The sequence below is a fragment of the Methylobacterium mesophilicum genome, from assembly GCF_036441335.1.
Classification (GTDB): Bacteria; Pseudomonadota; Alphaproteobacteria; order Rhizobiales; family Beijerinckiaceae; genus Methylobacterium; species Methylobacterium mesophilicum_B.
Genome location: NZ_MLBW01000034.1, coordinates 429,160 through 453,965, shown reverse-complemented (window position 1 = coordinate 453,965; position 24,806 = coordinate 429,160). Strand labels below are relative to the sequence as shown.

28 protein-coding genes are annotated in these 24,806 nt (G+C 70.7%); 9 read left to right on the top strand and 19 right to left on the bottom strand.

The window, feature by feature from the left end; all coding sequences use genetic code 11:
- Positions 1-10 precede the first annotated feature (10 nt).
- Genes MMR14E_RS22815 through MMR14E_RS22795 form a run of 5 tightly spaced genes read left to right on the top strand, consistent with a single transcriptional unit; the run spans position 11 to position 3,296 of the window.
- Positions 11-646 (top strand): DsbA family protein, encoded by a 636-nt coding sequence (locus tag MMR14E_RS22815; protein ID WP_331317444.1) that lies wholly within the window; start codon positions 11-13, stop codon positions 644-646.
- Between the two features lie 24 nt (positions 647-670).
- The gene (locus MMR14E_RS22810; protein WP_331317442.1) at positions 671-1,342 is read left to right on the top strand and encodes a c-type cytochrome; all 672 of its coding nucleotides are present in this window, start codon (positions 671-673) and stop codon (positions 1,340-1,342) included.
- Positions 1,339-2,262 carry a c-type cytochrome gene (locus MMR14E_RS22805; RefSeq protein WP_331317441.1) on the top strand — a complete coding sequence of 308 codons (924 nt, stop codon included), beginning with the start codon at positions 1,339-1,341 and terminating at the stop codon, positions 2,260-2,262. Before MMR14E_RS22810 ends, MMR14E_RS22805 begins: the two co-directional genes overlap by 4 nt.
- A 30-nt stretch (positions 2,263-2,292) precedes the next feature.
- Positions 2,293-3,063, top strand: a complete 771-nt coding sequence (locus MMR14E_RS22800) for a transcriptional initiation protein Tat (protein WP_331317440.1) — start codon at positions 2,293-2,295, stop codon at positions 3,061-3,063.
- Between the two features lie 8 nt (positions 3,064-3,071).
- A complete protein-coding gene (locus tag MMR14E_RS22795; RefSeq protein WP_331317439.1) occupies positions 3,072-3,296 on the top strand; it encodes a hypothetical protein in 225 nt (74 codons plus the stop codon).
- Here the strand turns inward: MMR14E_RS22795 and MMR14E_RS22790 are convergent.
- From MMR14E_RS22790 to soxC, 13 genes are all read right to left on the bottom strand, one after another.
- On the bottom strand, positions 3,269-4,237 hold the full coding sequence (locus tag MMR14E_RS22790) for a substrate-binding domain-containing protein (protein ID WP_331317438.1): 969 nt from the start codon (positions 4,235-4,237) through the stop codon (positions 3,269-3,271). The genes MMR14E_RS22795 and MMR14E_RS22790 overlap by 28 nt on opposite strands.
- Before the next feature lie 93 nt (positions 4,238-4,330).
- Entirely contained in the window at positions 4,331-5,170 is an 840-nt protein-coding gene (locus MMR14E_RS22785) for a L,D-transpeptidase (protein ID WP_331317437.1), read from the bottom strand.
- Positions 5,171-5,305: 135 nt separating this feature from the next.
- Complete coding sequence (locus tag MMR14E_RS22780; protein ID WP_331317435.1) at positions 5,306-5,821, bottom strand: heme-binding protein; 516 nt, start codon at positions 5,819-5,821, stop codon at positions 5,306-5,308.
- Positions 5,808-6,263, bottom strand: a complete 456-nt coding sequence (locus MMR14E_RS22775) for a hypothetical protein (RefSeq protein WP_331317434.1) — start codon at positions 6,261-6,263, stop codon at positions 5,808-5,810. Before MMR14E_RS22775 ends, MMR14E_RS22780 begins: the two co-directional genes overlap by 14 nt.
- Positions 6,264-6,276: 13 nt before the next feature.
- The gene (locus MMR14E_RS22770) at positions 6,277-6,744 is read right to left on the bottom strand and encodes a hypothetical protein (protein WP_331317433.1); all 468 of its coding nucleotides are present in this window, start codon (positions 6,742-6,744) and stop codon (positions 6,277-6,279) included.
- Positions 6,741-8,522 carry a thiosulfohydrolase SoxB gene (soxB, locus tag MMR14E_RS22765; RefSeq protein WP_331317432.1) on the bottom strand — a complete coding sequence of 594 codons (1,782 nt, stop codon included), beginning with the start codon at positions 8,520-8,522 and terminating at the stop codon, positions 6,741-6,743. Before soxB ends, MMR14E_RS22770 begins: the two co-directional genes overlap by 4 nt.
- Positions 8,519-8,827 carry a hypothetical protein gene (locus MMR14E_RS22760; RefSeq protein WP_331317431.1) on the bottom strand — a complete coding sequence of 103 codons (309 nt, stop codon included), beginning with the start codon at positions 8,825-8,827 and terminating at the stop codon, positions 8,519-8,521. Before MMR14E_RS22760 ends, soxB begins: the two co-directional genes overlap by 4 nt.
- An 8-nt stretch (positions 8,828-8,835) precedes the next feature.
- Complete coding sequence (gene soxA, locus MMR14E_RS22755; RefSeq protein ID WP_331317430.1) at positions 8,836-9,693, bottom strand: sulfur oxidation c-type cytochrome SoxA; 858 nt, start codon at positions 9,691-9,693, stop codon at positions 8,836-8,838.
- Positions 9,690-10,001 (bottom strand): thiosulfate oxidation carrier complex protein SoxZ, encoded by a 312-nt coding sequence (soxZ, locus tag MMR14E_RS22750; RefSeq protein WP_331317429.1) that lies wholly within the window; start codon positions 9,999-10,001, stop codon positions 9,690-9,692. The genes soxA and soxZ overlap by 4 nt, the downstream gene beginning before the upstream one ends.
- Positions 10,002-10,029: 28 nt before the next feature.
- Complete coding sequence (gene soxY, locus MMR14E_RS22745) at positions 10,030-10,515, bottom strand: thiosulfate oxidation carrier protein SoxY (protein WP_331317428.1); 486 nt, start codon at positions 10,513-10,515, stop codon at positions 10,030-10,032.
- Positions 10,516-10,528: 13 nt separating this feature from the next.
- Entirely contained in the window at positions 10,529-10,876 is a 348-nt protein-coding gene (soxX, locus tag MMR14E_RS22740) for a sulfur oxidation c-type cytochrome SoxX (protein ID WP_331317427.1), read from the bottom strand.
- Between the two features lie 20 nt (positions 10,877-10,896).
- A complete protein-coding gene (locus MMR14E_RS22735; RefSeq protein WP_331317425.1) occupies positions 10,897-11,565 on the bottom strand; it encodes a cytochrome c in 669 nt (222 codons plus the stop codon).
- Positions 11,549-12,766 (bottom strand): sulfite dehydrogenase, encoded by a 1,218-nt coding sequence (soxC, locus tag MMR14E_RS22730; RefSeq protein WP_419539434.1) that lies wholly within the window; start codon positions 12,764-12,766, stop codon positions 11,549-11,551. Before soxC ends, MMR14E_RS22735 begins: the two co-directional genes overlap by 17 nt.
- 295 nt (positions 12,767-13,061) lie before the next feature.
- Here soxC and MMR14E_RS22725 point away from each other — a divergent pair, with 295 nt between their 5' ends.
- Together MMR14E_RS22725 and MMR14E_RS22720 are read left to right on the top strand one after the other, a co-directional pair.
- Positions 13,062-13,388 (top strand): metalloregulator ArsR/SmtB family transcription factor, encoded by a 327-nt coding sequence (locus MMR14E_RS22725; RefSeq protein ID WP_331317423.1) that lies wholly within the window; start codon positions 13,062-13,064, stop codon positions 13,386-13,388.
- Between the two features lie 2 nt (positions 13,389-13,390).
- A complete protein-coding gene (locus MMR14E_RS22720; protein WP_331317422.1) occupies positions 13,391-14,389 on the top strand; it encodes an MBL fold metallo-hydrolase in 999 nt (332 codons plus the stop codon).
- 5 nt (positions 14,390-14,394) lie between these two features.
- On the opposite strand, the gene MMR14E_RS22715 is transcribed toward MMR14E_RS22720, so the two are convergent.
- Positions 14,395-15,432: a YeeE/YedE family protein gene (locus MMR14E_RS22715; protein WP_331317420.1), complete on the bottom strand. Its 1,038-nt coding sequence runs from the start codon at positions 15,430-15,432 to the stop codon at positions 14,395-14,397.
- Positions 15,433-16,145: 713 nt separating this feature from the next.
- Here MMR14E_RS22715 and MMR14E_RS22710 point away from each other — a divergent pair.
- Together MMR14E_RS22710 and MMR14E_RS22705 are read left to right on the top strand one after the other, a co-directional pair.
- Positions 16,146-17,249 carry an adenylate/guanylate cyclase domain-containing protein gene (locus tag MMR14E_RS22710; protein WP_331317418.1) on the top strand — a complete coding sequence of 368 codons (1,104 nt, stop codon included), beginning with the start codon at positions 16,146-16,148 and terminating at the stop codon, positions 17,247-17,249.
- A gap of 199 nt (positions 17,250-17,448) precedes the next feature.
- A complete protein-coding gene (locus MMR14E_RS22705; RefSeq protein ID WP_331317416.1) occupies positions 17,449-18,867 on the top strand; it encodes an FAD-binding oxidoreductase in 1,419 nt (472 codons plus the stop codon).
- A 251-nt stretch (positions 18,868-19,118) separates the two neighbouring features.
- On the opposite strand, the gene MMR14E_RS22700 is transcribed toward MMR14E_RS22705, so the two are convergent.
- Genes MMR14E_RS22700 through MMR14E_RS22680 form a run of 5 tightly spaced genes read right to left on the bottom strand, consistent with a single transcriptional unit; the run spans position 19,119 to position 24,806 of the window.
- Positions 19,119-20,051 (bottom strand): glyoxylate/hydroxypyruvate reductase A, encoded by a 933-nt coding sequence (locus tag MMR14E_RS22700; protein WP_331317415.1) that lies wholly within the window; start codon positions 20,049-20,051, stop codon positions 19,119-19,121.
- 4 nt (positions 20,052-20,055) lie between these two features.
- A complete protein-coding gene (locus MMR14E_RS22695; RefSeq protein ID WP_331317413.1) occupies positions 20,056-20,910 on the bottom strand; it encodes a GntR family transcriptional regulator in 855 nt (284 codons plus the stop codon).
- A gap of 34 nt (positions 20,911-20,944) precedes the next feature.
- Positions 20,945-22,246: an aspartate aminotransferase family protein gene (locus tag MMR14E_RS22690; protein ID WP_331317412.1), complete on the bottom strand. Its 1,302-nt coding sequence runs from the start codon at positions 22,244-22,246 to the stop codon at positions 20,945-20,947.
- Between the two features lie 9 nt (positions 22,247-22,255).
- On the bottom strand, positions 22,256-23,323 hold the full coding sequence (locus MMR14E_RS22685; RefSeq protein ID WP_331317410.1) for a phosphotransferase: 1,068 nt from the start codon (positions 23,321-23,323) through the stop codon (positions 22,256-22,258).
- Positions 23,324-23,366: 43 nt separating this feature from the next.
- Positions 23,367-24,806 carry an amidase gene (locus MMR14E_RS22680; RefSeq protein WP_331318620.1) on the bottom strand — a complete coding sequence of 480 codons (1,440 nt, stop codon included), beginning with the start codon at positions 24,804-24,806 and terminating at the stop codon, positions 23,367-23,369.

The window sequence follows — 24,806 nt, the reverse complement described above, 5'->3', positions numbered from 1 at the left end:
GGACCGATCCATGGACCGCAGACAGCTTCTTCGCGCCTCCCTCGTCACGGCCGCCGCGTGGCCCCTGGTGCGCACGCTGAGGCCGGGACTCGCCTTGGCGCAGGGCGTGGACGTGAACGCCATCCTGCACGACCCCGACGCACCCGAAGCGGGGAACCCGAAGGGCGATGTCACCATCGTGGCGTTCTTCGATTACAACTGCCCGTTCTGCAAGAAGGCCGAGCCCGAACTCGAAGCGGCGGTGACGAAGGATGGCCGCATCCGCCTCGTCTACAAGGATTGGCCTATCCTCTCCGATGCCTCGATCTACGCGGCGCAGATGGCGCTCGCGGCCAAGTATCAGGGTCGATATCAGGACGTGCACGGCGCGCTGATGGCGATTCCCGGCCGCAAGATCGCGAAGGACCAGATGCGGCAGGCCATCGCCGGCACCGGCATCGACATGGCCAAGCTCGAAGCCGACCGGGACTCGCACAAGCAGGAAATCGGTAGCCTGCTCCAGCGTACGATGGCCCAAGCCGACGCGATGGGTCTGCAGGGAACTCCCGTCTACCTCGTCGGCCCACTCAAGGTGGCCCAGGCGCTGGATGCGAAGGGATTTCGCGAGGCGATAGCGCAGGCTCGCGCCCGGCAGGCCGGACAGTAGAACCGAATACGTCGGGAGGAGGCGATGAGATCGTCAGGATGGAGTTCCCGGATCACGCTCGCCGGGCTGATGATGTCTCTCGTCGCCGGTCCGACTCGGGCTGCCGACGGCGGTGACATCGCCGGGAACGGAACGCAGGCCGGAGCCCCGGCCTGCGCCTCGTGCCACGGGGATCGCGGGGGCGGGAGCGCCGCGGATGGCTTCCCCCGCCTCGCCGGCCTCGCCCGCGGTTACCTCGTGCACGAGCTCGACAGCTTCGTCGACGGAACCCGCCAGAACGAGATCATGAGCCCCATCGCCCAGGCTCTGACGCCGGGCGAGCGGCGTGCAGTCGCCGCCTTCTACGCCGCACTCCCTGCATCGAAGGTCGCCGCGGAGACGTCGATTCCGGACACCACCGTCATGGCGCGAGGCAAAGCCCTCGCGGAAACCGGAGCGTGGTCGAAGGGGCTGCCCGCCTGCGCGCAGTGCCACGGGCCCGGCGGACAGGGGGTCGGTCCCGCCTTCCCGGCGCTCGCCGGCCAGCCGGCCGCCTACCTGAGATCGCAACTCTCCGCCTGGAAGGCCGGAACGCGGCACAACGATCCGCTCGGGCTGATGAAGGGCATCGCCGCCAAGCTTGGCGAGGACGACGGGGCCGCGGCGGCCGCCTACTACGCCGCTCTCCCCGCCTCGCCGGTCGGGGGTCGGCCATGAGTCTCGAGAGACGCGACGCGATCCGTTCGGCGGCCGTATCCATCCTCGGGCTAGCCTTGGCGCTGCTGCAGTTCAGTACGGCAGAGGCCGAGACCGAGACTGCGGGCGCCTTCGCGCCGCCGCCGGATTCGACGATCCCCGACGACGCTTTCGGCAAGGTCATCCGTCAGGGCGAGCGCATCTTCCACGACACGAAGGCGCAGGTGCCCGGCTTCGTCGGCAACGACCTCCGGTGTTCGAATTGCCACCTCGACCGCGGGCGGCTCGGGCACTCTGCACCGCTCTGGGCCGCCTACGTGCTGTATCCGGCCTATCGGGCCAAGAATGGGCACGTGAACACCTTCGCCGAGCGCCTCCAGGGATGCTTCCGGTATAGCATGAACGGCAAGGCGCCCCCGCTCGGCGATCCCGCGCTGGTCGCCCTGGAGACCTATGCGGCCTTCTTGGCGGGCGGCGCACCGGTAGGGGTGAAGCTGCCCGGTCAGGGATATCCGAAGCTCGCCAAACCCGAGAGCCTCGATATCGGGCACGGCCGGGAGGTCTACGCGGCGAAATGCGCCCTCTGCCACGGCGGCGACGGCGCCGGACAGGCGAGCCCGGACGGAACCGTCGTGTTCCCGCCGCTGTGGGGCGACAGGTCCTACAACTGGGGGGCTGGGATGAGTTCGGTCGTCAATGCGGCAGGCTTCATCAAGGCCAACATGCCGCTTGGCCAAGGCGACAGCCTGACCGACCCGGAGGCGTGGGACGTGGCGGCCTATATCGACAGCCGCGAGCGTCCGCAGGACCCGCGTTTCACCGGCAACCTCGCCGCGACCCGCGCCGCCCATCACGACAGTCCCTACGACTACTACGGCCGGACCGTGGACGGCGTGACACTCGGCGCGCACGCCCCGCGCTCCGGCACCGTTCCGCGCTGACTCGAGACCGGCTCCGATCGGAGGACGATCATGAATTTCGCACGTCGTGGCCTTCTCGCCCTGGGAGCCGGCCTTGCCGCCGGCCTCGCAGAAAGTCGTCCCGCAGCGGCGACCGCCGCCTCCGGACCGCCCGAGGGTGCGCAGACCCTGCAGGCACTCACGGCTCGCCTCGCCGAGGCGCCGCGTCGCCGCGACTTCAAGACCGTACCGATGATCCTCGACCGACCCGATCTCTGGGATCACGAGGCCTTGTCGGAGGTGATCGCCTACCGCGGCGGCCCGCGGCAGGTCTGGGACAACACCGAGATCGGCGGACCCTGGCTCAACCTGATGCGCAATGCCGTGAACAATCAGGTGTGGTCGTTCCGGCACCCGGATTTTCTGGCGGCCTCGGCGACGCACGGCTCGGCCAACATCGCCCTCTACGATCAAGCGATGTGGGACAAGTACCAGTTCACCAAGCTCGCCGGCGAGAGCTTCAAGACCAACACACTCATCGAGCCCAAGTCGGCGGCGCAAGTGAGTGCGTCCGACTATCAGGATCCCGCCGGCATGTTCTCGCCGGCGAACAACAGCATTCCGGCGCTGATGGCCCGCGGCGTCGTGTTCCTGTCGTGCCACAACGCGATCTGGGAACAGGCGGCCGCGCTCATCAAGCGCGACCTCAATCCCGACCGCCTCTCGCACGAGGCGCTCGCGGCCGACCTCACCAACCACCTGATTCCGGGCGTGATCCTGACCCCCGGCGCCGTCGGCACGCTGCCCGAACTGCAGCAGGCCGGCTTCCACTACGCGAAGTGAACCGAGCGATGACGCGGATCGGCCTCTGGCTCCTGGCCGCGGCGCTGGGCCTCCCCGCGACGCAGGCCGCCGCCGGCAAGACGCGGCCGACACCGGAGGCGGCCGACCTGGAGGAGGCCTTCGCCCACGATCTCTGCACCCGCGACGACCGCGCTCTTCGGACGCTCAACCGAGCCCTCGCGCGGGGCATGCAGTCATCGCCGGCTCACGGCCGATATGCGCCGAAGCCGTAGCGAGCGAAGATGGATCGCGCTTCGTCGCTCAACAGGAATTCCAGCCAGAGCTTCGCCTCGGTTGGGTGAGCGGCGCCTCTGACAACAGCGCCGGCATAGATGCCGGTGGCGTTCAGGTCGGCCGGGATGTCGATGCGTTCAGTCGGTAGACCGGCCTGTTCTTGGAAGAGCGTCTCGGAGCGCCACGTGACGCCGGCCTCGGCCTTCCCCTGCATCAGCCAAACCGGCGTCTGTCGATGGTGCATCCGCGTGAGGTGGGTCGAGCCTCCGGCGACTTTCGTCTCGTACACCGCCGTCACCAAAGCATCGCCGCCCGCCTTCGCGAGCGCGGCCTTGATCTGACGCGCCACGCCCTCGTAGTCGGGGTGCGGCATGGCGAGCCTGATGTCCGGCCGGCCGAGATCGGCCAGCCCCTTTACCCCGGCTGGATTCCCCTTGGGCACCATGATCGCGAGCTGGTTGGTGGCGTACACGGTGGGAGGGCCGACGAGATCGCCATCATCGATCAGGCGGTTCACAGCCCTCAGGCCCGAGAAGTAGGCATCTGGCTTGGCAGTCCAAGTCATGTTGCCAACAGTGATGCGCCCGCCCGCCCTCATCTGCCGGACCAGGAGGCCGGGCGGGATTGTCTCGTAGTAGACGCGGCCCTTCAATTCGGGGTGCTTCGCCTCGAAGGCGACCACCAGGGGCGCCATGGCGAAGAAGTAGTTGCCACCCACGTAGAGTATGAGCCCGGCATTGGTCAGGTCCCCGTGGAAGTCGGCGAGGTTGTCGGCCTCCTTGACGGTGAAGTCCAATCCCCTGTCGATCGCAGGATTGTTGGCGCCCCCCTGCCAGGGCGGAAGCCACGCGACCGACGGCTCGGCGGCGCGGCTTGGCACCGCGCACAGAGTCAGGGCGAACGCGATCCCAAGATGGGTGAACCCTTGAGCGCGAATCATCGCGGTACTCTCCCGTTGCGTCGGCCGTGTGCAGCATGAAGGCGCTCGTCGCGCGGCCCGGGCCGGGCGGGAGCACAGGTTCGATCGCGGGCATCAGCGACCGTCGCCAACCTCCGACTCATCCGCGACGCCGGAGGCTGTCCGACGGGTTCCCGTCGTGAGTTGCCGCGTCAGCGCATCGAGACCCGTCCGGTCAACGCGTCCGGCGCCGCTCGATCCGGGCACGATGCTCTCCGTCGTCGCTGGATCAGACCGGCCGGCGCTCGCGACCGCGCGCGGTCCCAGCACCACGACCTTCGATCCCGTCGGGACGCGGCGGTGAAGGTCGATGACATCCTGGTTGAGCATCCGGATGCAGCCGGAGGAGACGGCCTCTCCGATACTCCAGGGCTCGGTGGTGCCGTGGATGCGGTAGAGCGTGTCTTTGCCGTCCTTGAACAGGTACAGGGCGCGGGCGCCCAGGGGATTGCGCGCGCCGCCCTTCATGCCGCCGGCCCAGGGCCCGTACCGGTCGGGCTCCCGCCGGATCATGTCGGGTGTCGGCGTCCAGCTCGGCCACGCGGCCTTGCGGGCCACCGTCGCGGTGCCGGCGAACTCGAAGCCCGCCTTGCCGACGCCGACGCCGTAGCGCAGGGCCTTCCCGCCCTCCAGGACGAGGTAGAGGAAGCGGTTGTAGGGATCGACCAGGATCGTCCCGGGGGGTTCGGTCGTGTCGTAGTCGACCACTTGGCGGACGTTGCGCGCCTTGATGTCCTGCGGATCGATCGCCGGGACCGCGTAGGGCTCGTCGGTGATGGCCGCGTAGCGCCGCTGGACATCCGGCGGCAGCGACGCGACCGCGCCGGGCTCCGGGGCGCCCAGGGTAGCGGAGCAGGCGCCGAGCGCCGAAGCCGCCAGGACCAGAGCCGGCAGGGACGATAAACGGAGCGGCATGCGGAGGCCTTCAGAGGCAGCCCGGCGGGATACTCCGCTGCCGGCCGCGTCGGGCGGCAGGCGGGACGGAACGGGCGTCGGGCGGCGATCCTCGCGGCCGAGCTTAAGCCGCGCTTAAGGGCGCCCGGGCCCGTGTCAGAAGTCGAGCCGGTCCCGCACGGCTTCGATCCCGGCGGCGGCGCAGGCCTCGTCCCTGTCGCCACCCGGCGCGCCTGAGACGCCGACCGCGCCGACGACGCTTCCCCCTGCCTCGACGGGCAGGCCGCCCGCCATGGCGACCACGTTCGGCAGCCGGCCGAGGCCGGCATCGAGGCGTTTGTTCTCGATGCCTCGGGCGAACTCCGCCGTGCTGCTGCGGAAGCTCAGTGCCGTGTAGGCCTTCGATGACGCCGTGGCCGCCGAGGGCAGGCCGGCGAAGCGGTCGCGCAGCAGCACGAGGGGGGCGCCGAACCGGTCCATCACGACGACCGCGATCTGAAGCCCGTCGTCGCGGCACCGCTTCATGGCCGCCTGGGCGATCTCCAGGGCGATGTCCGGAGAGACCGACCTGTAGGTGACCAGCGCCTCTTCGGCGGCGACTGGCCGCGCGAGACTCATGCTCGCGACGGCCACGAGGACGGCGCGCCCGCGGATCGTCTCAAGGCCGCACATAGCTCCACCCCTGCTCCTGCCGCTCCATGATCTGCACCACGCCGGAAGGCACGATCGTCGCCTGCGGCAGCAGCGTGATCGGGTGTCCCTCGGCCTTCTCCATGGCGGTCTTGGTGTTGTTGCAGGCGGAGAACTGGATCTTCGACGGGAAGCCGTAATCGGCGAAATGCGCGATCCGGTCGGCGACCGCGGACTTGTCGGCCCGATACATGGCGAGGCCCGGCCCGAAGGCGACGATGTCGATCTCCACCTGCTCGTTCTGGGCGCGATAATAGTCGATGACGTTGGTCGCGTTGTTGAGCGTCAGGTTCATCGTGGCCGGGTCGGCCGTGTCCACCTGGAACACCACGCGATGCCCCTTACCGGCCTCGGCGGCCGCGACCGGGGCGGCAGCGAGCCCGGCCAGCAGGAACAGGATCAGGCGTCGGGCAGGCTGTCGCATGGCGGATCCTCGGTCAGGGCCGGACTAGGATGTACCCGGCCTCGGCGAGCGTCATGAGTTGCACAACGCCGGCCTCGACCGGGATGGCGTGCGGGTTGAGCGCCGGCCGCTGCCCGGTCTCGCGGGCGATGGTCTCGACGGTGTTCAGGCAGACGTCGAAGCGCACGCCCTGCGACGCGAGGCTGTCGACGGCCGCGCGGCGGGGGCTGTCCGCGCGCAGGAGATCGATGCCGGGCCCGAAGGCGACGACCTCGACGGCGACTTTGTCCGGCCCGTAGGCCTTCAGCACGTTGTTGGCGACGCTGAGCACGAGATCCTGCCGGTGCGGCTCCCGCTCTGACAGCTGCAGGGCGAGGCGGTGCTCCGCGAAGGCTGAGATCTCCGGTGGCGCGCCGCCGCCGACGGTCCCGGCCGCCCATGCAGCGGCCGGGACAAGGGCCGCGCCGAGGAGCAGCCGGCGCGGGAGGCCGACGCGCCTCACGCGGCTCCGCCGTAGCCGGGATTGTCCGCCACGCCGCCGACATCGACCGGCCGGTCGGCCGACAGGTGCGCCTTCGACGAGCGACCGAGATGGGCCTCCAGCACCTCCCATACCGGCTTGCCATCCTGCGGGTTCACCGAGGCCCAGCCCGCGACGCGGTACGTCTTGGCCGGATCGAGGGCGCCGCCGTCCGTGAGGGTGAGGTTCGAGAGGCGCTTGCCGCTCTCGGCACCCGGCTCGCAGCGGTAGCTCAAGCCGCCGACGCGGACCATGTCGCCGCCTTGCTGGTAATACGGATCCGGATTGAAGAGGTTGTCGCAGACATCCTCCAAGATCGAGCGGATCTGGGTGCCGGTCATCGGCTGGACGTAGACCTCCGAATAGGTCGTCGCGGTCTGCGCCAGGACGTCGGCAGCCGTGATCTCTCCTCCGGCAAGGGTCGTGGTCCCCCAGCGAAAGCCCGGAGACAGGGCAATCTCCGCGTCGAGTTGCCCGCGCAGGGCATCGCAGAGCAGGTGGTCCATCGTGCCGGTGAAGTTGCCTCGGCGGTAGAGTAGGCCTTCCGCGGTTGCGAGGCGCCGCCCGAACGCGGCCGCGTGCGGGGCCTCGAGGGCGGCGATCAACGCCTCCATCTCGGCATCGGGCTCGAGGAGGTCGGCGAAGACCGGGAGCAGGCGGTAGCGGATGCCCCGCAGGGAGCCCGGAGCGAGGTCGAGATCGACCACCGCCAGGAACTTGCCGTTCGAGCCGGCATTCGAGACGAGCGTCTTCCCGCCGGAATTCTCCACCGCGACCGGCTCGGGCACCGCGTCGTGGGTGTGCCCCCCGAGGATGAGGTCGATGCCGGAGACGCGGCTCGCGAGCTTCAGGTCGACGTCCATGCCGTTGTGAGAGAGCAGCACCACGGCGTCGACCTTCTCCTTCGCCCGCAGATCGTCCACGAGGGTCTGGAGTTCGCGGTCGCGGATGCCGAAGGTCCAATCCGGCGTGAAGCGCTTCGGGTGCGCGATCGGCACGTAGGGGAAGGCCTGGCCGATGACCGCGACGCGGCGGTCGCCGAATGCCTTCACGGTCGCCGGCTTGAACACTCGGCCGGACGCGGAATCGAAGGCCGGCGCCTCGTTGAAGGCCGCCTCCTCCGTGAGGAACACGTTCTGCGCCAGGAACTCGCCCTTGAACCTGTCGAGGTTGGCCCGCAGCCCGTCCTGCCCGTAGGTGAACTCCCAGTGGCCGGTCATGGCCTCGATACCCAGGAGATTGGCCGCCTCGACCATGTCGGCGCCCTTGCGGGCATTCGAGAGGCCGCTGCCCTGCCAGAGATCGCCGCCGTCGATCAGCACGGCATGTCCGCGGGGCGCCTCGGCGCGCAGCCGGGCGACGAGGCTGCTCAGGTGCGCGAAGCCGCCGAGCCGGCCGTAGCGCCGCGCGCCCGCCTCGAAATCGAGATAGGTGAAGGCGTAGGCTTCGCGGCTGCCGGGAGCGATGCCGAACCGCTTCAGGAACGCCTCGCCGACCAGGTGGGGCGGGCGGGCGCGCATCGCACCGATGCCGATATTGACGCTCGGCTCCCGGAACAGGACCGGCCGCAACTGGGCATGGGTGTCGGTCATGTGCAGAAGGCGGGCATTGCCGAACGGCTGCAGCGCGTAGAGCCCCGCGCCCCTGTCCTGCGCCAGGGTGCGGCGCCACAGGAACGGCAGTGCCAGGGCGGCGCCGCCGGCCTGGAGGAGTTGCCGTCGGCGCAGGCCGGGGCTCGATACGTCCAGCTCGCGCGTCATCGGATCACCGCATCCTTCCAGGCGGTCTTCTCTCGCTCGGTCTGCGCGATGGAGGCGCGGGCCAGCGCCTCGGCCTCCATCGCCCGCGCGACGGCCTCGTCGAAGCGGCCCGTCTCGGTCGCGGCCCTGGCGGCGGCGAGCGCCGTCGCCGTGGCGGGCCACTGGTTCTTGTTGGCGGCCGCCGTGTCCGAGAGCATCTTGGCCGCCGCGTAGGCCTGCCTCGCCTCCTCCGCCCCCGCCGCCAGGGCGGCCGAGGCCGGTAGCAGGAGGAAGGCGAGCGCGGCGCGCACCGTTGGCGAGACCATGGCCGACCTCACGGACGCGCGCCGGGGCCGGAGATCGGCAGCCCGTTGCTCATGAAGGAGAGGAAGTAGTCGACGTCGCGGTAGAGCACGTCGTCGGGGGCGAGCGGCGTTCCGCGGACTTGGCTGTTGCACGACATGTAGCGGCGGGTCGCCGTGCCCATGCCGCCCCATTCCGAGCGGTAGATCGGCAGCGCCGCAGTGATGCCGAGCGCTGGCGCCAGAACCTCGGCGCGGATGCGGTTCCCGGGATTCTGGACGTGGCAGCTCGCGCAGGAGAAGTTGAGCTGTCCCCGGCGGGTGTAGAAGTACTGCTTGCCGGCCTCGTAGGCCGCGAGCGCCCGCGGATCGTCCGGGACCGTGACGGTGAAAGGCTTCCCGCGCGAGGTGAACGCCATGTAGGCCGTCACGGCGGCCATATCGTCCTTGACGTAGGAATAGGGGGCCTCACCGTTCTCGGTGAGGCAGCGGTTGACCGCGTACTCGAGCGTGACGACCTCGCCGAGCCCGGGGTCGAAGCGCGGATACGTCTGACGCACGCCGATGCCGCCGTTCTCGAAGCAGCCCGCGAAGGTCTTGCCGTTCTTGAACGGCGTTTCGAACAGTTCCTTGCCGCGCTCGACCGCGAAGTCATAGGGCGGGAATTCTTCCTTCTCCTCCCATTGCTTGCGCATGCCCTCATCCATCGAGTAGGGCCCGTTCACGAAGTCCTCACGCGTCACGTTCGGGAACTTCTCGAAGAAGTAGACCTGGAACGCCTTCAGGTCGGCCTTCGGATCGACGGCGTCGGCGGCACGCGCCACGGAGAGGCCGGCGACGAGGCCGAAGGCGAGGGCGAACCCGACCGCCGGGGCGCGGCGGGCACTCATCCGATCTTCGCGACGGACGAATCCGTCTTGCCCAGGTTATCCGTCCAGCTGACCTTGAGCTCGTCGCCCTTCCTGCCGCCCGAGAACTTGAACTTGAGGTAGGGGTCCTTCGAGACTGCGGGCCCCCAGAAGGCGGTGAACACCGCCTTGCCGTCGTGCTCGAAGGTGACGGTCTCGATATAGTGCGGGGGTATCAGCTCCCCCTTGGAATCCTTCACGTATCCGGAATCCATGGGATGCTGGATCAACGACTGGACGTCGGTCTGGTCGCCGCTGGCGGTCGCGCGCACGCGGATGGTCGATGGCATGGATGTTCCTCCGCTCGTGTTGGCGTCGTCAGCCGCCGCAGCCGCCGACCGTGACCTTCACTTCCCTGGTGGCGCTGTAGAGCTTGCCTCCGGCCTCCACGACGGCGATGACCGGCGTGGTCTTGGCCATCTTCAGGCGGCTCGCCACGGTGGGCGGCGTGCCAGGCGCGAACTTGTACAGGGCGGCCAGGGCACTCGGGTTCTCGGCCACCAGGATCGCGATCGCGGTCACGTCCGGCAGGTCGGTGCTGACCGAGACGGGCACGACGGCGCCGTTCTCGGCAATCTCGGGCGCGTCGAGCTTGACCTTGTCGGAGGCCGCGGCGGCCTGTCCGAACAGCGCCTTCACCGCGTCCGCCTCGCCCTTCTGCCTGAAGGCGTCGGCAGGGTAGGCGGCGGAACTGGCCGCCGCTCGGAGCGGAAATCCGAAGGCGGTCACCGCCAGAACGCTCCCGAGGCCCGCCGCCCGGAGGACGAAGCGACGGTCGAACATCTTGCTGTCAGAGGCAGCCATGTCGGCCTTCCTTTCAGTACGAATAGAGGTACTCGACGACGGACCGGATCTCCCGGTCGGAGAGGAGCAGGTTCCGTCCGAACGGCGGCATCACTGTCGCCGGGTTGCGCAGGGTTTCGTCTCGGATGATCGCGACCACATCCTCGCGGTTCGGGTATCGCTCCTTCAGGCCAGCCAGCGACGGGCCGATGTTTCCGGGCAGGTCGCCGCCCGGAATCGCGTGGCAGGACAGGCAGTTGCCCCGGCCGCGGTCGAACGCGATCGCCTTTCCCTCGGCCGCATCACCCTGCGCCAGCGCGGTACCGGCGGAGGCGAGGAGCAGCGCGGCGGGCAGCAAGGCCGTGGCGGGACGCCGATGCATGGAGGCCTCCTTGGGGGACGTCATTTCGGCTGCATGTCGTCGAGGGGCCCCGTGGTGCGCGGGGTCAGGGTCTTGCCCTCGGCGGTCGAGGTGATCACGACCGCCTTCGGATCGCGGCACCCGGTCATGCACGGCGCGACTCGGGTGTCGGGCCGCGGATCCGTCCAGGTGAAACTGCCGTGGTTCGGCATCCTGACCTTGGGCAGGCTGTCTTTGTCGGCCACGAAGTCGGCGGGCACGAGGTTGTTGAGGTTCAGGATGTACGCGGTGAGCGCGTAGATCTCGTCCGGCGCGAGGCTGCGCGGATTCGGGAACGGCATCGCCCGGTCGATGTAGTCGTAGAGGGTCGCGGCGAAGGGCCAGTAGCTGCCCACGGTCGGCTCCGGGCGGTCCGCCTTCAGGGTGCCTTCCCCGCCCGCGAGCTTGGGCCAGCGGTCGACGCCCTCGCCGAACGTGCCGTGACAGGCGGCGCACTTCTCGGCGAAGACCTCGCTGCCCTGGTCGACGCCGCCCTTGCCGGCCGGTAGGCCAAGGCCGTCATGGCCGCGCACGTCGATGTTCCAGGCGTCGACCTGCGCCTGGGTTGGAGGCGTGCCGTAGCCGTAGCGGGGCCTTTCGCCGGCCTGCGTGGCCCCGGCGAGGGCGAGCAGTGCTCCGAGAGCGAGAAGGGTCTCAAGCGGTCTGGACATCGAACACGCTGCCATCCGGCTTCACCTGCCAGGTCTGGATCGAGTTGTTGTGGTAGACCGAGTTCACACCGCGGACCTTGCGCAGATCGGCGATGGTCGGCTGTACGTATCCGGTCTCGTCGATGACGCGGGATTCGAGCAGGGCCGGCCCGCCATCCCATTGCCACGGCAGGGAGAACCGGGTCAGAGCCTTCGACAGGACTGGCTCGTGCAGGGCCGCGGTCTGCCAGTTGGCGCCGCCGTCGAAGGACACGTCGACCCGCTTGACCTTGCCATTGCCGGTCCAGGCGAGGCCGCGCACCTCGTAGAGGCCGGGCTTGCCGAGCGGCTTCTCGGGGCAGGGAAAGGTGATGACCGACTTGGCATCGATTCCCCAAGTAAATCCCCGCGATCGCCCGTCAGGCATCAGGTCGGTGTACTTGGAAGTCTCCTCGCGCGTATACCACGGCTGGTCGCCGATCTTGATACGCCGCAGCCACTTGACGCTGACATTGCCTTCCCAGCCCGGCACCACCAGACGCAGCGGATAACCCTGTTCCGGCCGCAGCGCCTCGCCGTTCTGGCCGTAGGCGATCAGACAATCGTCCAGGCACTTGGACAGCGGCAGGGACCGGTTCATGTGGGCGCCGTCCGCCCCCTCGAACATCACCCACTTGCCCTCGGGCTTCACGCCGACCTCCGCGAGGAGGGTCGAGAGTGGCACGCCGGTCCACTCGGCGCAGGAGATCATGCCGTGGGTGAACTGGAGCGAGTTGAGCTGTGCCCCGCGCCACTCCATGCCGCCATTGGCCGGGCACTCGATGAAATGGATGCGCGAGACCGAGGGGAAGCGGACGATATCGCTCATGGCGAGCAGCAGGGGGCGCTCCACCAGACCGTGGATCATCAGACGATGCTGCTCCGGATCCACGTCGACGCGGCCGGCATGGTAGCGCTCGAAGAACAGGCCGTTGGGCGTGAGGATGCCCTGCAAGTCCTGGATCGGGGAGAAGCTGATCGACGATTCCGTGCCGGCCGTCAGCCAGGGCACGTTTCGGCGGATCACGCCGGCCTCCTGCGCGGCGGGTTGACCGTAGGGCCGGTCCACGACCCCAGCCCCGAGGCTCTGCGACCAGGGATACTCGGCCGGCGGTCCCGCCTCTCCAGCCCCGGCGAGCTTCGGTAGCGCCGCGCCGCCCGCTCCCGCCGCTGCGAGCCGCAGGAAGCGCCTGCGGGCGAGGGCCGGCGCATGGGATCGCGTCGGCGCTCCGCCTTCTGGCGTGCGCCCGTCAGTCCGGTTCGTCACCGGCTTCCTCCCGAATTGACCGGCTCGCGCCGTTTCTCTAGGGCTAGCCAGCCGCCTTCCATCAGTCAATGCTAATTTAGCAAAATCTGATATAGGGACCGCCGTTCCGTTGCGGCGGTTCGCTGACTGGCCAGGGCGCCCCGTTCGGGCGACGATGGCCGCGATCTCTTCTCGCCCGATCCAATTTGGGCCAAGCCGGTTTTGCGAGACCATGCAGGCGACGACGATCGACGAGACGACACTGGATGCATTCGCGGATCAGGCCGCCCAGGCCGTGCGGCTCCTGCGCCTGCTCGGGAACGAGCACCGGCTGATGATAGCCTGCCTTCTGATCGTCCACGGCGAGATGACGGTCGGGCAGTTGGTCGAGGAGCTGCGGCTCAGCCAGTCCGCCCTGTCGCAGCACCTCGCGCGGATGCGGGAGGACGGGGTCCTCACGTTCCGGCGGGAGGCGCAGACACTCTTCTACAGCATCAAGGACCCGAACGCCGTCGCGGTGATCGGGCTCCTCAAGCAGCTCTACTGCAAGGATCTCTGAGGATGATCCTTCGGGTCGCGCTGATCCTCGCCATCGTGATCGTGGGACCTGCGCGCGCCGCGGATTATCCGCCCCTCGGCACGCCGCTCACCGTGGCGCAGGTGCCCGGCGAGCCGGTCTACTACAGCATCGGCAACACGGGGGTGCCGAGCCAGGCCAACGAGGGCAACACGTCGAATGGCGGCTTCGTCGTCACGGAGGAGGGCGTGGTCGTGTTCGACGCCCTGGGCACGCCGAGCCTCGGCTGGGCGCTCCTGGAGCAGATCCGCAGAGTCACCGACAAGCCGGTCCGCTACCTCGTCGTGAGCCATTATCACGCCGACCACATCTACGGGCTGCAGGCGTTCAAGGATCATACCGGCGCGGTCGTGATCGCCCAGGAGCGCGCGGCGGAGTACCGCGAGAACGACGAGACCGCCGACGAGCGGGCCGATGCCCGCCTGCGCCAGCGTCAGGGCGCACTCGCCCCCTGGGTGGACGAGCACACGCGGATCGTACCGCCCGACATCACCTTTGCCGAGCGGGCAACCCTGACGCTCGGCGGCAAGCGCTTCGTGCTGCTCTATGCCGGGCCCGCCCACTCGGCGAGCGACCTGATGATGATGGTCGAGCCCGACGGGGTCTTGTTCGCGGGCGACATCGTCCAGAACGGACGGATCCCGCACATGAACAGCGATGACGTCGATACCGACCGCTGGCTGGCGGCCCTGAAGCGAGTCGAGGGCCTGAAGCCCCGCTTCATCATTCCCGGCCACGGCGCCCCCTCGACCGAGGCTGCGCGGGCCATCGCCTTCACGGCGGGCTACATCGCCGATCTCAGGCGCGTGATGACGGCGGCGGTCGACACGTGGACCGATTTCGACGCCGCTTATCGGGCCGCCGACTGGTCCGCCTACGCGACGCTCCCAGCCTTCGCCGCCAACAACCGCGGCAACGCCTACAGGGTCTTCCTGGAACGGGAAGGCGCGCATTTCACGGACGGCGGGAAGCCCGGGCCCTGAGGCGATCAGACCCGGCGCTCCACGAGGTAGTAGAGGCCGGCGCGTCCGCCCAGCGCGATAGACGCCAGGGCGATGGCGGAGCCGACGGAGAGCGTCGCGACTCCGGTGATCCCCTGGCCGATGGTGCAACCCAGAGCCGTGATACCGCCGGTCCCCATCAGGAAGGCACCGACGAGATGCCGGCGCAACTCGCCCGGATCGTCCGGCGCCTCCCAGCGGAATCGCCCGGCCTGACGTGCCTCGATAAACGCTCCGAGCAGGACGCCGACGACCGAGGCGATCCCGAAATCCACCTGCATACCGGAGGCCAACATCGCGAAGAGCACGGTGTCGCCGACTGGCCGGGCGAAACTCAGGGATAGCGGACGCTCGGTCCCGAACTCGTCGTATCCGGCAAAGCCGGTCGCCCACCATCCGGCGGTCACACACATCCCGATCGCGATCGCCGCGGTGACGAGTTTCCGGTCCTGCCGGAAGGTACTGCCGGCGAAGGCGTAGACGGCGAGGGGGACGGCGCAGGCGGCCGCGAGGGCAGTCGCCGCGGTGCGCCCGAAACCCAGCAGCTCCGGGAGGAGCTGCGCGCGTCCGCCGGGCATCGACACGAAGAGCGGATCGACCGCCACCACCCGCACGATGGCGGTGAGCCCCCGCATTGCCATCACCGCCGAGACGGCGGCGACGAGGAGCGCGACCAGGGCCTTCAGGTCCCCACCGCCGAGCCGGAGCAGGTTGCCGAAGGCGCAGTTGCCCACCAACGCCATGCCGAACCCGAAGGTCAGGCCGCCGACGACGAGGGGGCCGAGCTCGAGCTGAGGTGTGGCGTACAGCGTCCGGTGAAGCGCGAGTCCGCTCAGTCGCAGGGTATGGACGCCGAGAATGGCCACCGCTATGGCGAGCGCCCAGGCGCGCAGGCGCCGTGTATCTTGCCCGTAAACGGCATCCTCCAGCGCGCCGAGCGTGCAGAAGCGGCCGCGCCGCGCGGCGTAGCCGAGCGCGCAGCCGATCACGAGTCCGAGCACCGCACGGACGAGATGCGGCTCCATCCATCCTCCCATCGCCCTGCCGACTGCAACCAACTACAGTTTCTCGGGGCTCAAGAAACTTCACGGCGCGGCTTAAGGGAAGCTTATGAGGCTGATCGCGCGGAACACTCTCGCGCGGCTCTGTCGACATTGGTCGGCCGCCAAGTGAAGGTATGAGCACTCGCCCGACGGACCCAATGCCCTGGTATCTCGGCTCCAAGCGGATCCATATCTAAGCGTGGATCGGCATCATGGGGCAGACGATCGGATCGGGTCGCATCGCTGCAGAAGAGCCGGCGTTATAGCGGCGTCCGCTTCCGGTGAGAGCCGACCGCGATCTGCGCGGCCTGCAGGGGCCGGCAGATGGCCGTCCGTTTTCCGGCGGCCCTGCGCCGAAGCAAACTCGCCGCGTCTGGCCAAATCCGCTTTGGCTCACCGCCTCCGAACGTCCCAGATGGGTGGATCTTTGCCGTTCCGCGCTTCATTGCAGATGCCCGCGGATACCGGTCACCGCCCGGAGAGGGCGAGCTCCCCCGCCTGTGGCCGCGCGACTCCAGGGGACGACGTCGTGTGGACGGCGCGAATCGCTCCCGATCGGTCACGGCTGACCGGCCCGTCTGAGGGCACCGGCCCGACCCGCCCGTCGCGGCGCGCCCCCGCCCTCTCGCCTTCGCCCCCCGCCATCGCGTAGGTCAAACCGTGCCCGCCGCCACGCTCGACCCCGCCGACCGCCCATGCTCCCACAGTACCGCTGGCTCTGGGCCCTGACCCTCCTCCTCGCCTCCGGCGGGGCGGGTCTCCTCTACAACCTGCTCTTCGTCGGCGGGGCCTCGATGCTCGCCGGCCTCGTCTACGCCCTGGCGGTCGGCGGGACGGTGCTGGCCTTCGTGCCCGGCCTGGCCCTGTCGGGCGTCCAGACGCGGCTGCGACGCCTGCCGGCGCTGATCTACATGCTGGCGGCCGAGCTGCTCTACGTGGTGCTGATCACGCTCGGCTGCGCCCTCGGCGGGCTGGTCGTCTGGGCCTTCGGCCTGACCGGCGACAGCCTGTCCACGGCGGTGCGGATCACCCCGCGGTTCCTCGCCTACTCGCTGGCCGTGTCGGCCCTGCTGGTCTTCGTCATGCGCATGCGCGACCTGATCGGCGGCGAGGTGTTCGTGAACTTCATGATCGGCCGCTACCACAGGCCGGTGCAGGAGGAGCGGATCTTCCTGTTCCTCGACGTGGTCGGCTCCACGGCCTTCGCGGAGGCCCACGGCGACCTGCGCGCGCAGGAATACCTCGGTGCCGTCTTCGCGACGTTGGCCGAGCCGGTGCGGCGCAACGCCGGCTCCACGGACGATTTCATCGGGGACCTCGCGATGATCACGTGGCCGATGAAGCGCGGCCTGAAGGACGCGCGCTGCGTGACCTGCGTGTTCGAGGTGCTCGACCGGATCGACGCGCAGGCCGCGGCCTGGCAAGCCCGGTTCGGCACGGTCCCGCGGCTGCGGGCGGCGCTGCACGGCGGTCCGGTGGTCACGGCCGAGGTCGGGGTCGACCGCCACAAGATCGCGTATTTCGGCGACGCCGTGAACGTCACCGCGCGGATCGAGGCCCTGTGCCGGCCGCTCGGCGTCGGCATCCTGATCTCGCAGGATCTGCTCGACCGGCTGGACCGGCTGCCCGAGGGCGTCCGCGCCCGTCCACTGGGGACGCACGCCCTGCGCGGCCGGGGCGCCCCCCTGGCGGTCGCCACCCTCGAGCGCGGGGCGGCGGTGCCCGACCGGCTGATCCCGGAGCGGAGGCCGGCGCCGCCGGTGCCGGATCGCGCCGAGGTCGTCGCGGTACCGCGCTAGGCCCCTCGTCTCCGCCCCGTGTCAGCCGGGGCTCAGCCGCGTCTCAGCCCGCGGCGGACCCAGCGCTCGCGGGCGGCGGCCGTTCGACCTATGGCAGCGTCGGAACGTCCTCTCGGCGGAGGCCGAAACGCGGGGCCGCGCGACCCCGGGGACACGCCGTCGCCGGCGCCGCGCCGGTTCGAACCCATCGGAGCAGCCCATGAACGCCCCCGCTCCCGCCCCGCGGACCCGCCCGGACGCGGCGACGATCGCGGATCTCGCCCAGGCCCTGCGGGCCTTGCTCGGGGACCGGGTGACGGCGAGCCCGGCCGTGCGCGAGCAGCACGCCAACCAGCTCACCTGGGCGCCGTGCGAGCCGCCGGACCTCGTGGTCTTCCCGCGCACCACCGCGGAGGTGCAGGCCGTCGTGCGCGCCTGCGCCGCGCGCGACGTGCCGATCGTGCCCTACGGCGTCGGCACCTCCCTCGAGGGCCACGTCAACGCGCCGTTCGGCGGCGTCTCGGTCGACACGGCCGCAATGGATCGCGTCCGCGCTGTCAATGCCGACGACCTCGACTGCACGGTCGAGGCCGGCGTCACCCGCAGGGCGCTGAACGCGTACCTGCGCGACACCGGCCTGTTCTTCCCCATCGATCCCGGGGCGGACGCCACGATCGGCGGGATGGCGGCGACGCGGGCGTCGGGCACCAACGCCGTGCGCTACGGGACGATGAAGGACGCGGTGCTCGCGCTCACCGCGGTGATGCCGAACGGCGACATCGTCACGACCGCCCGCCGGGCGCGCAAGTCGTCGGCCGGCTACGATCTCACCCGGCTCCTCGTCGGCTCGGAGGGCACGCTCGGGATCATCACCGAGGTCACGCTGCGCCTGCACGGCATCCCCGAGGCGATCTCGGCGGGCATCTGCCCGTTCCCCTCGATCAAGGCGGCCTGCGACGCCACGATCCTGACGATCCAGTCCGGCATCCCGGTCGCGCGCATCGAGCTCCTCGACGAAGTCCAGGTCGCGGCCTGCAACCGCTACTCGAAGCTGGCCCTGCCGGAGACCCCGCTGCTCCTGGTCGAGTTCCACGGCACGGACGCGGGCGCGCGCGAGCAGGCCGAGCGGTTCGGCGAGATCGCCGCCGAGCTCGGCGGCGGCCCGTTCGACTGGGCGACCGGGGCCGACGAGCGCGCGCGCCTCTGGCAGGCGCGCCACGACGTGTACTGGGCCGCGGTCGCGCTGCGGCCCGGGCCCACCATCAAGAACATGTCGACCGACGTCTGCGTGCCGATCTCGCGGCTCGCGGAATGCGTGGAGGCGACGAAGCGCGACATCGCCGCGACCGGGCTCACGGCGCCGATCGCCGGCCATGTCGGCGACGGCAACTTCCACACCCTCCCGCTCGTCGATGCCGACAGCCCCGCGGAGATGGCCGCGGTGGCCGGCTTTCTCGATCGCCTGGTCGCCCGCGCGCTGGACCTGGGCGGCACCTGCACGGGCGAGCACGGGATCGGCCAGAAGAAGATGCGCTTCATGGAGCGCGAGCACGGCCCCGAGGCGCTCGGCCTCATGCGGACCCTCAAGCGCGCCATCGATCCCCGGAACCTCATGAATCCCGGCAAGCTGATCCCCTGACGCGGACCCGATCCGCGAACCGGCGCGCCCGGAGACCCGCCGTCCGGGCCCGGAGGCCACAGCGCCGGGCGGACCGATCCAGCGGGGCGGATCCCGCGGCCGGCACGCCGGGAAATTGGTCCGTCGGAGGGCTGCCCGCGCATCCCTGGCGTGCGGCGCAGACCGGCTCGAGCGACGGGCGGTGCGCGATCAGGCACGGGGCCGCGCCGCTCGATCAGACCGGCTTCGGTCCGGACCGCGTCTGACGGCGCTCAGAATCCGCGGCTGCGGTCGACCCGGTTGAGAAGCGGCTGCCCGTCCCGGCAGGCCCGGACCGCCGCGATCATCTGGCGCGCGGCGTCGTCCGGCTGGCTCGCGCTGGCGCTGTGGGGCGTCACGAGGATCCGCGGGTGTCCGAGGAGCGGGTGATCCGCGGGCGGCGGTTCCTCCGACAGCACGTCGAGCATGGCCGCCCGGAGCTGGCCCGTGTCCAGCGCCGCGATCAGGTCGCCCTCGACGACATGGGCTCCCCGCCCCGCATTGAGGAGCGCCGCCCCGACCGGGAGATGCCGGAACAGGTCCCTGTCGAGCAGTCCGCGCGTCTCCGGCGTCAGGGGCAGCAGGCACACGAGGATGTCGCAGCCGGACAGGAAGTCGGGGAGCGCCGCGCGGCCGGCGAAGCACGTGACGCGCTCCAGCGTCCTGGGGCTTCTCGCCCAGCCGCGGACCTCGAAGCCGAACCCGGCCAGGGCCGTGGCCGCCGCGCTCCCGAGCACGCCCAGGCCGAGGATCCCGACACGGGTGGTCCGCGCCGTGCGGATCGCGCGCGGGTTCCAGAGGCCCCGGCGGGTCTCGTCCGCGTAGAGGACGAGGTCCCGGTGCAGAGCCAGCACGCCGAGCGTGACGTACTCGACCATCGAGCGCGTGACGTCGGGGGCGACCATGCGGACGACGTCCACGTGCTCCGGCAGGGCCTCGAGCGGCAGGTGATCGATCCCGGCCCCGACGGAGAACACGAGGCGCAGGTCCGGCATCCGCGCGGCCAGGTCCGCGGGCGGCTTCCAACCGGCGAAGGCGCTCACGCCGGGAAACCGCGTTCCGTGCGCCCAGTCGATCAGGCCCAGCTCCGGCGCCTCCCGGGCGAACACGTCGTGCCAGACGCGGGCGTGCTCCGGAACGGTCTTGAGAACGACCGGGATCGCCATCGCCCTACACGGCTCCCGGCGCAGTCCGGCGGCCCGCGACGCGGCGTCGGGCGCCCCGCTCCGGCGCTCCCTCGGCGCCATCGGGCAGCGCGGGGGACCCGGCCTGCTCGGACTGCCTCAGAAGGGAGAAGGCCGGCGATGCGGGGTCGAACGCGACGAGATCGGGCTCCCGCGCCAGCAGGATCCGCAACGAGTTCAGCGTCCCGCCCAGATGCGTGCGCAGGAGCGAGACCGCGGTCTGCGCGTCTTGCCGGCACAGCGCCTCGAAGATCGCCCTGTGCTCGTCGAGCACCTCCACATGGTAGTTCTGCAGCGGGAAGGCGTTGCGCCGCACGCGGTCGAGCTGGCCGGTGGCGAGATGGATCGTGTCCCAGACGCGGGGAAAGCCGGCGCAGGCGCACAGGAGCCGGTGGAAATCGTTGTCCAGGGCGAAGGACTCGGCGTTGTCGCCGCGCCGGGCCGCGTCCGCCTCGCGGAAGAGGACGAGCTCGAAGGCGGACCGGCGGGCGGGCTCGAAGCGCTCGGCCGCCAGGGCCACCATCCGCAGTTCCAGGCTCTCGCGCACGAGCTGGCCCTCGATCACCTCGTCCAGGATGATCTTGTTGACGAAGGTGGCGTCGCTCGGGACCACGGTCACCAGCCGCTGCTGCGCGAGCCGCAGGATCGCGTCCCGCAGGGGCGTGCGCGACACGCCGAGCTCGTCGCAGAGATCCTTCTCGACGAGGCGCGCGCCGGGCTTCAGCTGCATGGCGATGATGGCCTCGCGCAGGGTCGCGTAGACCCGCGCCGCCTTCGGCAGATCGGCGCGCAGGGCCGGTCCCGCCGTCGGACTCGGATCCAGGACTTCCGCCGGATGCATGGGTCGTCTCCTGCCAGATCTTGTGGTCTTCTTGTCAGGCCGCACCGTCCAGGGTTTTTCCCAGGACCTCAAGGAAGAGCGCGGCGTGCTCGGCGGAGAACGTCAGCGGCGGGCGGATTTTCAGCACGTTGTCGTGGGGGCCGGACGCGCTGATCAGGATGCCGTCCTCGCGCAGGGCGTTGACGACCCGCTTCGCCAGCGCCGCGTCGGGCGCGCGGCTCGCGCGGCAGGTGACGAGGTCGAGGCCGAGGAACAGGCCCGCGCCCCGCACGTCGCCGATGGCCGGGATCCGCGCCATCAGCGCCCGCATCCCCTCCAGCATCAGGCCGCCGGTGGCGGCGGCGTTCGCCACGAGGTCCTGATCCGCCAGGATGTCGAGCACCGCCCCGGCCGCCGCGATCGAGACCGTGTTGGCGCCGAAGGTGTTGAAGTAGCGCACGTCCCGGCCGAATTTTTCCGCCACCTCCGGCCGCATCGCGACCCCGGCGATGGGCAGGCCGTTGCCCATCGGCTTGCCCATCACGGCCATGTCGGGGACGATGCCGTGGCGGGCGAAGCCCCACATGCCCGCCCCCGTCCGGCCGAAGCCCGGCTGCACCTCGTCGGCGATGTAGAGCGCGCCGGCCTCCCGCACCGCCTCCCGGGCCGGTCGCAGGAAACCCGCGGGCTCGGCCAGGGTCCCGTCCGTCGAGAAGATGCCGTCGGCGATGAACGCCGCGGGCCGCACGCCGTGGCGGCGCATGTCGGCGAAGGCCGCCCGGACGTCCTCGGCCAGCCGCGCGCCGACATCGACGCCGGGATTGCGGTAGGCGTCCGGCGCCGGCACCGTCCAGACGTCGCGGCCGAGGGGCACGTTGGGGCCGAGCGACGGGGAGATCCCCGCCGTGGCCTCGGTGGTCCCGTGATAGGCGTTTTGCGTGATCACGAGACCGGTGCCGCCGGTCTGGTAGCGCGCGATCCGCAGGGCGAGGTCGACCGCCTCGGACCCCGTGCAGGTGTACATGACGTGGCCGAAGGCGGCCGGATAGGTGGACAAGAGCCGCTCGGAATAGTCGAGCACCGCCTCGTGCAGGTAGCGGGTGTGGGTGTTGAGGGTGGCCATCTGGCGCGCCACCGCCTCCACCACCCGCGGGTGGCAATGGCCGACGCAGGGCACGTTGTTGTAGGCGTCGAGGTAGCGGCGCCCCTCGGCGTCGTACAGCCAGACATCTTCGCCGCGCACGATGTGGACCGGCCGCTCGTAGAACAGCCGGTAGGAGGCGCCGAGGAGGCCGCGGCGCCGGGCGATCAGGGCCTCGGCGGAAGCGGGCGGGGCGGAGCTGGACGAAGCGGTCATGGCGTGGCCTCAGGGACGGCAGGCCTCGGCGATCGCCGCGTCGATCGCCGCCGGTGCCAGGGCGTCGAGGTGCCGGAACTGCCCCCAGACGCCGGCGCTGTTGCGGGTGAGATAGTCCCGGCGCTCGGGGAAGCGGCGGGCGCGCCATTCCGGGATCAGGAGGCGCAGGGCCATCCGCGTCCGGATCGCCGTCGGCAGCAGCGCGATTTCGGCCTCCGACAGCCTGGCCACCGAGGCGTAGCCCCGCAGGAACGCCAGGGCCGGGCCGAGGGGATCGGCGTCGAGGCCGAGCTGGTAGGCCGCCGCGATCGCCACGTCGAACATCCGGGCCGTGCGGACCATGTCGCCGAAATCGATCACCCCGGTGATCCGGTCGAGATCGTCGGGATCGACGAGGATGTTGTCGCCGCCGAGGTCGTTGTGGACCACCTGGTGCGGGAGGTCCGGCAGGGCGGGCACGACCCGCGAAGCGAACGCGTCGAGGATGCCGGCGAGGCGGTCGCGCTGCCCGCCCTCGGGGAACACGTCGAGCACGGCGCGCAGCCGCCCGGCATGCCGCAGGTCCCAGGATGAGACGTGGTCCGCCGCCGGGTCGGTGAAGCCCTCCAGCGCGCCCTGGAGGCGGGCCAGCAGCGCCCCGGCCGCCCGGCGCTGCCCGTCGGTCCGGGGGCCGGCGGCCTGCGAGCGCCCCGGCGTGAAGGTCGTGAGCCGCACGGTGCGGTAATCGTCCGGCGCGACGGCGATGCGCCCGTCCGGCTCGCCCGCGCGGGTCGGCACGATCCGCGGCAGCGGCAGGTCCGGCGCGGCCCGCGCGACGTGGATCAGGGCGTTGCTGTGCAGGCGGGACACCGCGGGATCCTCGCCGGGGCTCAGGATCTTCAGGAAGTAGGCGGTCCCCGCCCCCGCATCGAGGCGGAAGTTCGAATCCTTCTCGCCGGCGAGCCACGTCGCCGCGCCGGCGATGCCGTACTGCGCGACGGCGATGCCCTCGGCGGTGCGGGCATCGACCGGCTCGGCCACGACCGACAGGCCGGCGCCGATGCCGGTCTCGGGGGCGTCGATCGTGGGATGGGGCATCGGGGATCCAGACAGGTGTTTCGAGACCGGCGCGCCTGCGCCCTCAGGCGGACCGGACCACCGGGGCGTCCGGGAACGCCTCCGGGTAGGCGGTCTGGTACGCGCCGGCGGCCCGCAGGACGAGGTCGTCCCGGAACCGGGCGGCGACCATCTGCAGCCCGATCGGCAGGCCGCCCGAATCGAAGCCGCAGGGCACCGAGAGCGCGGCCTGGCCGGTCATGTTGAACGGGTAGGTGAACGGGCTCCAGTCGGTCCAGTCGGTCATGCCCTGGCCCGCGGGGAAGTCGATGCCCGCCGGGATCGCCGTGACCGGCATGGTCGGGGAGAGGAGCAGGTCGTAGCGCGCGTGGAAGCGCGCCATCGTGACCTTCAGCTCGGCCCGGACCTGCTCGGCCGCCAGGAGGTCCGCGGCACTGTAGCGGCGCCCGATCTCGGCGACGGCGACGAAGCCGGGATCCATGCGCGCGCGATCCGCCTCGGTGCGGGCGAAGCGATCCACGAGGACCGCCATGGCGGAGAACCAGATCACCCGCAGGGCCTCCAGGGGCGAGGCGAAGCCGGGATCGGCCTCCTCGACGACGGCGCCCAGCGCGGCGAGGCGGGCGGCGGCCCGGTCCACCGCGGCGGCGACCTCGGGATCGACGCGGGCGTAGCCGAAGGTCCGGCTGTAGCCGATGCGCAGGCCCGCGACGCCGCCGCGGGCCGCCTCCGTCCAGTCCGGGACGGGGCTCGGGCAGTCGCCGTACAGCCCGTCCGGGGAGGGGCCCGTGACGGCGTTCAGGAACAGGGCCGAATCCGCCACTGTCCGGGTGAGCGGGCCGCGATGGGCCATGTCCCGCAGCGGCGTCGGCGCGTCGGTGGCCAGCCAGCCGAAGGTCGGCTTGATCCCGAAGACGCCGCAGAACGACGACGGGATGCGGATCGAGCCCGCCCCGTCGGACCCCTCGTGCAGCACGCCCATGTTCAGGGCGGCGGCGACGCCGGCCCCGCCCGAGGAGCCCCCCGAGGCCCGGTCGGTGCGCCAGGGATTGACGGTGTTGCCGAAGGCCGGGCCGTGGGTCACGCCCTTCCAGCCGAATTCCGGCGACGTGGTCGTGCCGAGGATGACCGCCCCGGCTGCGCGCAGGCGCCGCATCACCAGGATCTCGTCGGTGGCCGGGGCATCGCCGGTGAGGTTCGAGCCCCGCCGCCACGGGATGCCCTTGACGGCGGTCAGCTCCTTGATCGTCGTCGGCACCCCGTCGATCGGGCTCAGCGCCGCGCCCCTCGCCCAGCGCGCCTCCGAGGCCCGCGCGGCCTCGAGCGCCGGTTCGGGCGCGACATACGCGAAGGCATTCACCTGCGGGTTGAACCGCTCGATGCGCGCCAGCGCCGCCTGCGCGGCCTCCACCGGCGAGGCCCGGCCGGACGCGAACAGCGCCCCGAGCTCCACCGCGTCCATCGTGCCGAGATCGGTCCGGGTCGTCGTGCGGATCTGGTCCAT